General features: G+C 48.3%; 11 protein-coding genes. 7 read left to right on the forward strand and 4 right to left on the reverse strand.

Annotation, left to right across the window (positions count from 1 at the left end):
• The 7 genes from DXZ20_RS33135 to DXZ20_RS33165 form a co-directional block, all read left to right on the forward strand.
• Positions 1 to 919, forward strand: a 919-nt coding sequence (locus DXZ20_RS33135) for an AMP-binding protein (RefSeq protein WP_250566015.1), incomplete at its 5' end; no start/stop codon positions are given.
• A gap of 1 nt (position 920) precedes the next feature.
• Positions 921 to 1,646, forward strand: coding sequence for a methyltransferase domain-containing protein (locus DXZ20_RS33140; RefSeq protein WP_163665319.1), 726 nt, complete (start codon positions 921 to 923; stop codon positions 1,644 to 1,646).
• A 2-nt stretch (positions 1,647 to 1,648) separates the two neighbouring features.
• A complete protein-coding gene (locus DXZ20_RS33145; protein ID WP_163702950.1) occupies positions 1,649 to 3,025 on the forward strand; it encodes a glycosyltransferase in 1,377 nt (458 codons plus the stop codon).
• A complete protein-coding gene (locus DXZ20_RS33150; RefSeq protein WP_163702951.1) occupies positions 3,022 to 4,956 on the forward strand; it encodes a condensation domain-containing protein in 1,935 nt (644 codons plus the stop codon). Before DXZ20_RS33145 ends, DXZ20_RS33150 begins: the two co-directional genes overlap by 4 nt.
• A 2-nt stretch (positions 4,957 to 4,958) precedes the next feature.
• Entirely contained in the window at positions 4,959 to 7,469 is a 2,511-nt protein-coding gene (locus DXZ20_RS33155) for an alpha/beta fold hydrolase (RefSeq protein ID WP_163702952.1), read from the forward strand.
• 311 nt (positions 7,470 to 7,780) lie between these two features.
• Positions 7,781 to 8,941 carry a glycosyltransferase gene (locus DXZ20_RS33160; RefSeq protein ID WP_163702953.1) on the forward strand — a complete coding sequence of 387 codons (1,161 nt, stop codon included), beginning with the start codon at positions 7,781 to 7,783 and terminating at the stop codon, positions 8,939 to 8,941.
• Between the two features lie 115 nt (positions 8,942 to 9,056).
• Entirely contained in the window at positions 9,057 to 10,067 is a 1,011-nt protein-coding gene (locus DXZ20_RS33165) for a sulfotransferase family protein (protein WP_163702954.1), read from the forward strand.
• A gap of 28 nt (positions 10,068 to 10,095) precedes the next feature.
• On the opposite strand, the gene DXZ20_RS33170 is transcribed toward DXZ20_RS33165, so the two are convergent.
• The 4 genes from DXZ20_RS33170 to DXZ20_RS33185 form a co-directional block, all read right to left on the reverse strand.
• Positions 10,096 to 11,259 carry an ARMT1-like domain-containing protein gene (locus DXZ20_RS33170; protein ID WP_163702955.1) on the reverse strand — a complete coding sequence of 388 codons (1,164 nt, stop codon included), beginning with the start codon at positions 11,257 to 11,259 and terminating at the stop codon, positions 10,096 to 10,098.
• 2 nt (positions 11,260 to 11,261) lie between these two features.
• Positions 11,262 to 12,809 (reverse strand): ATP-binding protein, encoded by a 1,548-nt coding sequence (locus DXZ20_RS33175; protein ID WP_163702956.1) that lies wholly within the window; start codon positions 12,807 to 12,809, stop codon positions 11,262 to 11,264.
• A gap of 94 nt (positions 12,810 to 12,903) precedes the next feature.
• Complete coding sequence (locus DXZ20_RS33180) at positions 12,904 to 13,308, reverse strand: type II toxin-antitoxin system VapC family toxin (RefSeq protein ID WP_163702957.1); 405 nt, start codon at positions 13,306 to 13,308, stop codon at positions 12,904 to 12,906.
• Entirely contained in the window at positions 13,308 to 13,550 is a 243-nt protein-coding gene (locus DXZ20_RS33185) for a hypothetical protein (RefSeq protein ID WP_163702958.1), read from the reverse strand. The genes DXZ20_RS33180 and DXZ20_RS33185 overlap by 1 nt, the downstream gene beginning before the upstream one ends.
• Positions 13,551 to 13,851: the final 301 nt, after the last annotated feature.

A 13,851-nucleotide genomic window follows, 5' to 3' on the forward strand; every position in this document is an offset into this window, starting at 1 on the left:
TCAAAATTTGGTACATTCTACGACTGCTCGCACCCACGTTTACCCAGAGCCTGTGGGTCGATTTCTGTTGCTCTCATCCATTGCCTTTGACAGTTCTGTTGCCGGTATCTTTTGTACCCTTTGTCAGGGAGGAACTCTGATCTTACCGCCCGAGCGCATAGAACAAGATTTGCAGCAGCTAGCTGATTTGATTGCTCACCAGCGAATTACCCATACACTCTGTGTACCGACGCTGTATTCTTTGTTGTTGGAATCCGCTAATCCGCAACAGCTAGCTAAACTCCGCACGGTGATTGTGGCAGGTGAGGCCTGCCCGCGTACTCTTGTTCAGAATCACTATGCCAAACTGCCTGCTACGGATTTGTATAACGAATATGGTCCCACTGAAATAACTGTGTGGTGTACAGCGTATCGCATTCCGACGCAGATTGAGCCCGGACCTGTGGCAATTGGTAAGGCGATTCCCAACACGCAAATTTATCTGCTGGATAAGGATTTGAATCCGGTTCCCATTGGGGCCATTGGCGAAATTTATGTCGGTGGTGATGGGGTGACGCAGGGATATTTGAATCAGCCGGAGAAGACGGCGTTGTCGTTTGTGATGCCGAAGGGTGGGCATTGCCCACCCTTCTACAGAGGGCGATTGTATAAGACTGGCGATTTGGCCCGATATCGTTCCAACGGCACCCTGGAATGGTTAGGACGGTGTGACCGGCAGGTGAAAATTCGTGGATATCGGATTGAGCTAGGAGAGATTGAGGATGTTCTACAAGACCATCAAGCAATTCAGGAAGCCGTAGTTATTGCTCGCAACACATTCCAGCCATCGGATGTCGATAGTTTAGTTTCTGCTCTTGCCTCTCTTCCTCTTGAGAAAACAGAGACATTATTAGCCAACGCAATGGGGGAGGGCTTTTAGCATGTTAATGAAGGAATCATGGTTAAAATACACTCTTGTTAGGGGGCTAAAAAAACTCAAGCTTCGACGCGACAGTGCCCTAAAGCAAAGGCTATTAAAGGAAGGTCGAACCCGCTGGCTAGATATGGGTAGCCGCCGGTTTGAAGACGGCTTTATGTGCTTGGATTTGGGCTCAGCTGATGGCCTATCTCCTGACCGTGCTGAAAGATATTATCAGGCCAATATCAGCCAGCTAGGAGAGGTCGATCGTGCGAAATTGGGGCAGTTTGATTTAGTTAGAATGCAGCATGTTTTTGAACATTTTAGCTTTGAGGAAGGGATAGACCTTCTAAAGTTCTGTTCTAGCATCCTTAAGCCAGATGGCTATCTATTAATCACAGTCCCAGACTTACGAATCCATATCAATGGGTATTTCACAAACTATCGTCATATGGATTATTTTGTGAAATATGCTCAGCGCAGAATTCCAAAAGATGCACCGCCAAGCTTTATTTTTTCATTCCATGCTCACCAATTTGGATATGCGCCAGTCGAAGAACCGGGTCAAGTCCATCGGTGGAGCTATGACTACGAGGGTCTTAAGTATCAGCTAGAGAGAGTTAATCAGTTTAAAGACATCAAACGCCTGGATTTGCTTGATCCTTGGGCTGCTGTTCCATTTACCCACAACATGCCCATTGAGGATCTGTGTGTGATTGCACAGAAGAACTCAATGGAGGGAGGGTGACAATGGCCCATATTGTTTGTATGACTGGAGGACTGACCGGCATTCTTAATGCCAGTTTTGCATTGGTGAAACAGCTGGCACAGGCTGGACATCGAGTCACCTATGCGAGCCCGGCTCAGCTACGGGAGTCGGTTACCGCCCAAGGTATTCCTTATGTGCAGCTCGATCCCTGGGTAATTCAAGCAGGTGAGCCGCCAAGAAGCCGCTGGCAAAAGTGGCGAACACACCAAGAACGACAGCAGCGAGCAGTTGATGCCCTCGGTGTGCAGAACTTTGTCGAGACTATACGGGATCTAGCTCCAGACTTGCTGTTAATTGATATGGAGATGCATCCTCACATCATGGCGGCTGTCACTGGTCAGTTTTCTGTAGCATTGCTGTGTCAGTTTCTCTCTATTTGGAAGCGTCCTAATCTACCGCCCATTCATACTAGTATTGTGCCAGGTAAAGGACTGTCAGGACAGCGAATCTCCATTGAGTGGAGTTGGTGGCGCTATAGCTGGAGAAAATGGTGGGAATTCCAGCGAGAGCGCTGGCGGCGCATGGGCATTGATCGAGTCTCGATACTGCGCTGCTATGCACGACAGATCGGCTATCCCTGGCGTAATCAACGTGATCAGTGGTTAGTACCGTATCCCCACTGCTCACTACCCATTCTCTGTTTTAATGCGCTGGAACTGGACTTTCCCCATGACCCTCATCCCTCTATGAATTATGTTGGTCCTATGGTTTTAGAAAACCGTCAGGAGCCAAGGGTTGAGTCAGCAACAGAAACGGCTCTTTCACAACTTTTTGAGAAACATACGTCTGGTGAAAGATCTCTTATATATTGTGCCTGTAGCACCTTTGTAACGACCGATCAGCGATTTCTTCAACAGCTGATAGAGGCCGTCTCGGCTTGTCCAGAATGGAATTTGGTGTTGGGCTTGGGGGGAAAGTTGAGTTCTTGTAAACTACCAAACTTGCCACCTAATGTTTATGCCTTTAACTGGGTACCTCAGTTAACGATAATTCAGCATGCAGACTGTGTCATCAATAATGGCGGCATTAATAGCATTAATGAGTGTCTGTACTTTGGTGTGCCGATGTTGGTTTATTCCCTCAAGCATTTTGATCAAGATGGGGATGCAGCTCGTGTGGCTTACCACGGTCTGGGGATTGCTGGCGATATTGTTCAGGATCAATCAGCGAAAATACGCCAGTATATTCAGACCTTGCTGAGTGATCAGTCCTATAAAAAACAGGCCGAGCGCATGGGTGAGTGCTGTCATCGCTATGGCCACCGCGCCGCTCGGGTTGTTGAGTCTTTATTGGATTCTCAACGGGCAGAACGCGATTTCTTAGCTGTTAGCAACCAGTGGGGAGGGGGTGCATCATGACAAAAGATAGCTATGGGGAACTACGTCAACGGGTGATGAAGCTCTCGCCCAGTCAGCGAGTGGCGTTAGCACAACAGCTGTCTCATTCTCCCCAACGGCTAGTTGCCTATGTGGTGCCTAAAACGAATGGAGATTCTCTAAATCCTTCTGCATTAAAGGATTTCCTCAAATCTAAACTGCCCAATTACATGGTGCCTGCGGCCATTGTTCCTTTAGAGACCCTACCGCGTACTGCCAATGGTAAGGTTGATCTTAACGCCTTGCCTGAACCAAAGATAGCTACCTCTAATGCAGGTGAGACTCCGCGCAATGCCATTGAAGAAACCCTAGCTCAAATTTGGCAAGATCTGCTGAGGCTCAATGCCGTTGGCATCCACGACAACTTTTTTGAACTGGGTGGAGATTCGATCCTGAGCATTCAAATTGTTTCTAGGGCACGAGAGGCTGGACTACGGCTAGCGCCTAACCAGCTGTTTGAACAGCCAACGATAGCGGAATTAGCGGCAGTCGTAAATATTACCCCTGAAGTGGCGGCAACCCAGGGTGTGGTTACTGGAGAAGTACCCCTGACTCCGATTCAGCAGTGGTTCTTTGAGCAGGAGATGGAATCTGCACACCACTGGCATCAGGCAATGTTGGTGGAGGTGCCTGACGGGGTGAATAGTGAGATGGTGGAGGTTGCGATCGCAACCCTCTGGACCCACCATGATGCTCTTAGGCTGACCTTCCCTAACCAACAAATCAACGCTGATGCCAGCAGCCCACCACAGCTAGTTCAAATAGATCTCACACACTTGAGTGAATCTGAGCAAGTCCAGGCGATTACTGACCATGGCACTAAGCTGCACAAAAATGTGAATTTAGCCGCAGGTGGCCTCATGCGGGCAGCTCTGTTCATGCGCGATACAACCCAACCGGACTGGTTACTGCTTAGCTTGCACCATCTGGTAGTCGATGCTGTTTCCTGGCACATTCTTCTGGGTGACTTATCGACACTGCTAGGTGGGACTGCACAACTACCTGAGAAGACAACTTCGTTCAAGACCTGGTCTGAAACACTGAGGGCGGCTACACAACAAGCCAAAGCTGACTTTTGGTTAACCCAGGTGGAAGAGTCTACCATCCAATTGCCGCGTGATTATGATGACACAACATTATCTATAGAAGGAACAACGCAGACAGTTTCGGTTTCCCTGAGTGAAGAAGATACCCAGACATTACTCCAAACTGTTCCTGCTGTTTACAACACCCAGATCAATGATGCATTGCTGACTGCGTTGGCGCAGACGTTGTTGCAGTGGGTGGGCACAACATCAGGTACTGTCCGGGTGGAAGTAGAAGCCCATGGTCGAGAACAGATGACCCCTGAGATCGACGTATCGCGAACCTTAGGCTGGTTCACGACTACCTATCCAGTCAATCTACAGGTGAGAAATACTAAAGACTGTAGGGAGTCACTTAAATCAGTCAAGGAGCAACTGCGGCAGATTCCTGATCGGGGTATTGGCTATGGAATGTTGCGCCATTTAGGAAATGAGACGATACGACAGAAATTGGCTCAGGCATCTGACTCCGAAGTCTTGTTTAACTATTTAGGTCAGCAAGATCTCTCATCTGCAGGTTTACAGGTAATCCAGGATATTGATGTTGGCACGCTGAGGGATCCACGAAACAGGCGTGGCTATTTCTTGGAGATCAATGCCTGGGTCGCCAACGGACAACTGCAGGTCAACTGGCGTTATGACACCAAGATTCATCGATCAGATACCTTGGAAACCTTAGCTAATCAATACCGTAGTGCTCTGAAATCTCTTATTGTCCAATGCTCTGACACAGACAGCGGCGGTTTTACACCATCCGACTTTCCTGACGCGGAATTTAATCAGACAGAACTAGACGACTTTATTGGCCAACTTACTGGGGAGGTATAACGATGGATAAGAATAATATTGAAACAATTTATCCTTTAACTCCCCTACAGCAAGCATTTCTGTGGCATAGTCTGCAGACTTCTATCCAGGATGGATTAATCCATATGCGCTGCACGTTGCGTGGCGATGTGAATGTCACCCTGTTGCAGCAAGCCTGGGACTTCGTCGTAGATCGTCATCTAGCATTGAGAACGTCGGTCCATTGGGAAGGCGTGAAGCAGCCGCTACAGGTGGTAGCGCGTCAGGCTTCTATTCCCTGGACACAGCTAGACTGGCGTGGTCATGAAGATCAGCAGGCAGCGTTGGCCGATTTTCTGGTGAAGGATCGGCAGCTAAGCTTTAACCTCAATCAAGCTCCCATCTCTCGCCTTGCCTTAGTTCGCCTGAGTGACACAGACTATGAACTGGTGTGGAGCTGTCATCACCTGATGCTGGATGGCTGGTCTGGGGCGCTGGTATTTAATCAGGTATTTGATGCCTATGAGACATTGCTAGCGGGGCAGTCGCCAGTTTTAGGAGCTGTTCCCAGTTATCAAAATTATGTACGTTGGCTGAAACAACAAGATGAAGCGGCAGCAGCAGAGTTTTGGCGCGAGGCATTAGAAGGCTATGGGGAACCGATGGGTTTACCAGTTTTGAAAGGAGAAGAAAAGCTCAAAACTCAAAACGTCTTCCCACGCATTACTTTTTCTCCTGAGGTGACTGCAAAGATGCAGGAAGTTTTGCGATCGCACCGTCTCACCCTCAATACCCTAATACAAGGCATTTGGGCCTTACTTCTCCATGGCTACAGTAGCAATTCTGATGTTGTATTTGGTGCAACGGTCTCTGGTCGTCAAGCAGATTTAGATGGCGTGGAATCCATTGTGGGGATGCTGATCAACGTCTTGCCAGTGCGTGTCAAGATTGCGGCTGAACAAACTGTACTTGATTGGTTACAAACGCTTCAGTCGCAACAGGCGATGGCCAGTCGCTATGCCTATGCCTCGCTGGACCAAATTCAGGGTTGGAGTGAGACTGTGGGGCGTTTGTTTGACAGTTTGTTGGTGATTGAAAATTACCCAATGCAGACAGCAGTAGCCCGTAGTTTGCAGGTGGAGAAGATGCAGTCCGGATTGGTGAGCACCTATGGGCTGACCGTAATTGTGAAACCGGGGGATGCACTGACGGTAATGCTGCAGGCAGATGAACCCTATAGGCAGGCGCTACCTATCCTGTTAAAGCAGTTCGAGCAGGCTTTATTGGCCATTGTTGAGCATCCGGAACAGTCTGTTGGTGAAATCGTGCCACCACAGGACCTGTTAGTGGTAGAGCAATCTCTTAAGTCTGTAGAAGACTCTGCAGTTAATCTCAGTCGAGATCAATTAGAAGGCAGTTTCTTTGCACCAAGCAATCCGTTAGAACTAAAGCTCACCCAAATTTGGAAATCTGTTTTAGGGGTGAATTCTCTCAGTGTGGAAGACAGCTTTTTTAATATGGGGGGTAATTCGCTATTAGCAGTGCAGATATTTAACGAGATGCAACAGCAGTTAGACTGTGCGCTACCGCTAGCAACCTTGTTTCAGGCTCCTAACGTGCGTCAGTTTGCAGCACTGCTCAGTCAAGACCAGTCAGTTTCTCAATGGTCCAGCCTGGTACCAATTCAAACCAACGGTGCTCAGACACCCTTGTTCTTCCATGGCGGCTCAGCAGATGCCCTAACTTGGGCCAGATTCTCTTATTTATTGGGAACTGACCGACCATTCTATGCTTTGCAACGACCTGATCTTGATGGCAGTGAGGTGACCCATACCACCGTTGAGGCATTAGCAACAGATTGCGTCAACGAAATGCGCATGGTGCAGCCAAAAGGTCCGTACTTGGTGGGTGGACACTGCTTGGGAGGAGCAGTCGCCTTTGAAATTGCCCAACAGTTACAGGCCGATGGCGAGGATGTTGCTAGCGTTGTGCTGATTGATTCTTATAGACCAGGGGAGTTACCTGAAACAGCGCTAATGAAGTTGCAAAGCCGTTTGCAATTAGGCGTATTTTGGGTGCGCAAGAATTATTACTACCATGGGGGATGGGAGAAACTAGCCTCGTTGCCAGGGAAAGTTTGGCAAAAGCTGAGGCCACCTGAAGCCTCCCTAAATCCCCGAGAATTGGGAGACTTTGAAACGAGTCAGAATTCTTCTAACTTAGTGAATTCTGAAGATAGCTCCCCTGTTACTAAAGCTTCTAATTCCGAGCAACCCAAAACTCCCTACGAATATCGCTATGCTCGAGCGCAAGAGGCTAATGAGCTAGCGGCAGAACGCTATGTGCCCCAGCCCTATGCAGGACGAGTGAGGTTGTTCCGAGCAGAGATCCAGATTTTAGATTGGTATTTTGGCCGTGAGCTGGGGTGGCAGGTGGTCGCAAAGGATGGTGTGGAGGTGACAAAGATTCCGGGATTCTTTGGAAATTTGTTTAATCAGCAGGCGACACCATTGTTGGTGAAGCAGGTGAGAGATTATCTGTCGGAGTTGGAGTAAGGGCGATGTGGGTAAATTGCATACCTATATCAAAGGCTTGGCGATATCTGGTTCCCCGTCGTAAGGCTACGGTGTACACACAAGTACTGAAAACTAGCATTTTCGGTTGCCTCACCCCCTCTAACTCCCCCTTGGTAAGGGGGAGAACTGGAGTTTCCCCCCTTGGTAAGGGGGGATTAAGGGGGGTAATACAGGATTTTGAGCTCACTTCCGAGATGTGTATACACGGTGGGGGGGACAACCTAAGGAACAGTTTCTCTATACGAATTCATTCACACATTAATTCCTAATATCACACTCCTTACACACTTATGACTGCTCAACCGACTCGAATTCTACAAATAGTGCCTCGCATCTTCCCCGATGTGGATGGTGTCGGTGACTATGCGTTACAGCTGGCTCACCAGCTATATAATCACCACCAAATTCTGTCTGACTTTTTAGTATTCAGACCCAACCCCAAGCTGCGACCCCACGTAGATCAGTTCCCTGTACATCGACTCGAAACCCATACGGTGCAAGGGCTACTGAACCGTGTGCCAGAAAATATATCAACTATTTTTCTTCAATACAGTAATTATCCCTATCTGCGGGGAAAACTAGATGCGCCGATGTGGTTAGTGGATGCACTGAAGGTGCTGAAGCAAAGGGGGGTGCGGATTGTGGTGATGTTTCATGAGTTACCGACGTTGCGCTATAAGCGGATTCGCTGTCCAAATTTTGTGCAGCGACGGGTATCCCGTGGGCTGGCTCAAGTAGCTGATGTGGTGGTGACCAACAATGTGGCATTTCAGCAGACACTGGCGCGATGGACGGAGTCTCTAGTAAATTGTGTGCCTAACTTTTCGACAATTGGGGAGTTAGGGCAGGTGAAGCCGCTTGCTGCACGTAAGCGTTCGTTGGTGGTGTTTGGCAGTAGCGATCGCACCCGCGTTTACCGTAACAATACGGAGACACTCAATCATATTTGTCACACATTGAATATCGACACCCTTTATGATGTGGGTCGTCCGGTTGAGTGGGACGATCAAGGATTGGATGTAAATGTAGTCAGAACTGGTTTCTTACCAGCGGCTGAGGTGAGCCAGCTACTGGCTGAGTCCTTAGCAGGAATCTTTGACTATCGACGATTTCCTCAAAACCTAGCGAAATCCACAGTGTATGCAGCCTATTGCTCCCATGGGCTGTTGCCGATTTGTAATGGCTATGGTTTAAAGCCTCAAGATGAGATTGTGGCCAACCATCATTATTTAGTGACATCGTCGCTACAAGCGTTTGCCCAACCATCGACGCTGCAGGCAATTGCAGATAATGCCTATACCCATTATCAAAACCGTACTCTGGCCCAATGTGCCATCCAGTTTGCCAAGTTGCTTCATCCGGTTCCATCTACCCAAGCCATGTATACTGATGAATGTACGGACGTCAGCATAGGACAGAGCCTGCCCCATTCTCCGGCTCCATTTTCTTAAGGGAACAAGGAGAACCGCCCTTAAGGTCATGGTCTTTTAGACAGAGGGATTTAGGGCTCATTCGTTAAGAAGAGTCTGTCTGCCAGCCACTTGCTAACCTTATTTTTATTGAGTTATGCATACACAAGAGGTCGGTGAAAGTGTTGATATGGGTCAATTAACCCCCTATCCCAAGCTGTTTATCGTGGGCTGTCCACGTTCTGGGACGTCGTGGGTGACATCGTTGATTGCAGGGCATCCAGATGTTTTAGCGGTACCCAGGGAAACCCATGTTTATCGGCTGGTGTATGAGCCGTTTGTGGAGATGCCAACGTGGAAGTGGAAGAAACGGTTACAGTCTTGGAAAGGTATTTTACGGCGCTATGGTTTGAAACCACTGTTGTTTGGTTTTCAGCCTGCGGACATTTGGCGGGGAATTTTACGAGAGCATCAGATTCTTAATCGGCCTGATAGTCATGGGTTACATGGGCTGGTGGACTATGGAGACTTAAGGTCACTGATTAAGGCGATTCGCTTGCAGGTGCCAGAAACTAACCGTGGGTTGGTACAAGCAGAAGAGCTAATTGCAGCGATGTTTGATCGGTTTTTTGAGCAGCATGGCAAACCAGGGCAAGTGGTCTTAGAAAAGACACCCATGCACATCCGCTATGGGGAGCAGATCTTATGGCGTTTCCCAGAGGCTCGGATTATTGAAGTGGTTCGGGATGGGCGGGATGTATGTGTGTCGTACAATGCCCTGGCGAAGCAGCAACGCTGGGCGCAGATAGGCACGGCTGGCGCAATTCGACAGTGGAAGCAATGTGTGGAGTGGGGCGAACTGATTCGGGAGCGACCCAGTTTAAGTAACCGGGTACATACGGTGCGGTATGAGGCGCTGAAGGCAGACCCAGATAGATGTCTACAGCAGATTTTTCAGTTTGCTAACCTGGCATGGCATGAACAGCAGGTTAAGGAGATTGTGAAGGCGGCGGATATTAGCCGGGTTCAACAAAAGGGCGATGGGCAATATGTCCGATCCGGTTTAGTGGGGGATTGGAAAGAGAAGCTGTCTGAGGCTGAGATTGCCATGTGTGATCAAATTGCGGGAGAGCAGTTAGTGCGGCTTGGTTATAAGGCTGGGAGATAACGTGTTTAAGAGATTGCCAAAAGCAGCATTAACCCAGGGATTGGATCACAGCAAAATGACCGCGAGTGCGCCAATTATCAAATTTTGCGGCGGCTGTTTCGGCAATTGATAAATCAATACCGATTAGCGCATCAGATTTGAGTACTCTCAACGCCAGAGCTTTGAAGGGAACTCCGTAAGTGGCGATTTCAACGGGGGTATCCATTGGCCATTGTCGGTCTTGTACAAATCGACGATAGTTGAGATCACCTTTTGAAATAACAATAGTTGAGTTACTCAGGGTGTTGCTAAGGTCGTCATTTAAAGCACTGAAGTGTCTGGGTTCACCCCAATCTGCTTCAGCCTGGATGAGCAGTCGATCACAGTCCATAGCGGACCTAAGCCGCTGTCCCATTAGGCAAATACCTTCAGAAAGATTCTCATCAACAAAACGATTAAGGGTTTCCTCTACATCAATGGAGAGCGCATCGGAAACAAACATGGGCCATGGTTTCACATGAATGATCACCCGAATATTGTTGAATGATCTGAGTAATGCATCGACCATGACCAGATCCCAACAGAGCTCATGCCCAGCATTATCAGCGATTATATGAATGTCTCCTTTAACAGGATGCTGCTCTAAACAAGAGATAAACTCGTCGCTTTCGTCAAGTAACACACGATCATTCCATAAATTAGAATCACTTCGTGAGGTGATGAGTTGACTGTAGTCTGCTTCATTAGCAAACAATGAACAACGAATGGTTGTCTTTAGTAAATCGGTGTCAGATAGCTGTAAAATCTTTTCTAAACCAGAGTCAAGGGCTGGAATTGCTTCGGCTAGTGCCCTTTGACGAGTGGGCCAAAAGACATCTACACCATTATCAAAATAGCCCGCGATGGAGTTTAATCTGTGATAGAAGAGAAATTCTAAATCAAAAAACGATAGATCGTTCCAGGTTAACCTGCTTAGGTGATCAAGATAGTTTTCCCAGTAAGCTGTGGGGCAAGAGAAGATTTTTGTATCAATGGGGCTGCCTTCCATAACAGACTGAAGCAGTCTTTGGGCAGCTTCTAATTGCCTATGATCTTCTAGTTGTTTTTCAATAGTAGACAGAATCTTGGGTAGACGACGGGTAATTGTATAATCGACAAATCCTTCACCACGGATGCGTTTGATGGGGTCAGGAGTATTGATCGATGTGTTCATGATTATCCTCGGATCACCGTCACCTGACGCTTGCTCTCGGTTTCTGCTACCTCAGTTGTAGTTCGTTCAGCGATGGGCCGTAATCCCTGACGCTGGTCAAAAATAATTAGCCAACCCTGATTCATACCTAATCCAGCCAGATAGCGATCCAACTGTTCTAACCCTGCTTTTAGTGGATCGGTTCGTCCTTGTCGCCACACTTTCAGTTCGATTCCCAGTATGGTTTTGCCATAGCGCAAACACAGATCCATCCGGTCAGTACCAATAGCATATTCCCGTTCCAGAGTGCCGCCACCATTCACAACTCGATGTAAGAAAGCCATCATAACTAAGTGGGGGGCAATCTCATGATACGGAGCACTTTTAAGCAATGGTTCACCATGTTGTCGCCAAAATGAGAGAAATGCTTTGAGTAAGGCATTTGGTATTAACTCTCCCTGGTCATTTAGCCAGGATGGAGCAATCATCGGTAATGAAGCTTGGGGTACTTTGGCCAGGACCCGTGGTAACACTTCCCGATAGATGGGATTAGCTATGACAATGCCACCGCCATTGGCCAGCCTACATAGGCCGAGATCTAACACATACTGTAAATCTTCATTGGGAACTACGGGTAACGATTGCCCTGCCAGAATAGGTTCGATAATCGCTCTCACACGATCTTCTCGCAGGCGTTCAGCCAAACTATCCAGATGGGTGTCTTGTCGTTGAATTAAAATTTCTTTGGCTGCGTAGATATGGCCAACGTCAATGATTTGCTCAGGATTGGGAACAAGTTCTTCAACAATTTCTTTGGCTAAGGCATTGACTAGCCAGGGTTGGCCCTGGGTTAATTCATATGCAGCCTGTATGGCGTCTGTCGTAAACTGTTGTCCGGTTTCTTCTGTGTGCTGTTGATAGAGCTGAAGGATTTCTGATTGATTGAAGTTTCGTAGGGTTAATGATTTAACTTTAATATTGAAGGGACTGGCTGTTTGTAAACGGTTACTACCACCTGAGGCGACTTTATAATCACGTACATCTCTAAGACCGATTAGTGCCAGGGAGTGCGGGAAGTTTTTAGGGCGGCGGGGATAACCATCACGTAGCTGACGCAACACACTGATGAGGGCATCATCCATAAGGGCGTCGATTTCGTCGATGAAAACCACCAACGGCCTGGGGGACGCCTGACACCAGGCTTCCAGGGCGGCTCCGATGCGGTTGCCGTCTACCTGGGGCCATGGAGGTGGTTGTAGGTCTGGGGGTAACCAGGCTCTGGCAGCCTGTCGCCAGGATTCTAGGATATTAGTTACTGCTTTGTCTGGATCGTGGCTGAAGGGTTGGCCGACTTCGGTGGAGACCATGATGGCGGTGTAGCGATCGCTGGCGGTTAGTTCTTGGGCCAGGGCCAACATGGCGGTGGTTTTACCGGTTTGGCGGGGGGCATGGACGACGAAGTAGCCGCGTTGAGCGATAATGCGCTCGATGCCTGGGAACCGTGCGGTGGGCGGTAACATGTAATGGATTTCAGGCTGGCAAGGGCCAGCCGTGTTGAACCATTTGGGCATCAAGGAAGCCCCGACGAAATGATACGTGCAGTATAGCAATGTAGACTGACACGTTAGCGTAGTGAATTCTTGAATTTGTTCAGATTACAAACGATTAGGGCTGTTGCCAGTTTTCTGTCTGTAGCCCAGGAACTCGATCGAACTCCCGTTGATTTGCCGTGACCATGAGAAGACTATGCTGTAGAGCAGTCGCCGCAATTAATATGTCGTAAGCCCCAATTGGTTGACCCTGCTCTTTAAGACGTGCTCGAATTTGGGCAGCTTCTTCAGCTTCTTCAATCCCCATAGGGAGAATAGTTATAGAATCGAGCAACGTAACAATTGTTGGTTCTATTTTCTGGGCACGCTGAGGATTGTTTAGCAGGCCATAACGCAATTCCATAACGGTAATCACTGAAACGGCTATATCGGTAGGGGCTGTTTGCTTTAGGCGAGTTTGAGTACCGGGCTCACCTTTTATGAAATCGCTGATAACGCAAGTATCGAGTAAGTATTGCATCAGAATAGCTCTGACTCGCGAGGTGGAAGCAGTTCACTTCGGTAGGATTCGAAGGCAGGAAAATCGGGGACTCCACTAAAGGATAGGATTGTGTCTGGCCATTGAGGCATCGACACAGTTGATGCTTGGGTTATCTGCCGTAAGCCTTGGAGAATGAAGGTCTGGAGCGGAATATTTGATTCTGCTGCTTGTCGGACTAGATCTTGTTCGAGATCTGGCGGTAGATTGATCATGATTTGCATGGGGTTTCTCCGTCAGACTACTCATTGAGATTGACATAGAAATAGGATAGCAAATCTGGATTCGACGGTTTTCTTAGTGTTGGCTCTGGTGGCTTTTGATATTTTAGGTATGCAAAAGGCACTATGCATACGAGATTTTCATGTTTGGGGATAACCAGGCTCTGGCGGCCTGTCGTCAGGATTCTAGGATGTTGTTGCGGCTTTGTCTGGATTGTGGCTGAAGGGTTGGCCGACTTCGGTGGAGACCATGATGGCGGTGTAGCGATCGCTGGCGGTTAGTTCTTGGGCCAGGGCCAACATG

Origin of the sequence: Adonisia turfae CCMR0081 (genome assembly GCF_011009555.1) — a bacterium.
In the GTDB taxonomy this organism is placed as follows: domain Bacteria; phylum Cyanobacteriota; class Cyanobacteriia; order Phormidesmidales; family Phormidesmidaceae; genus Leptothoe; species Leptothoe turfae.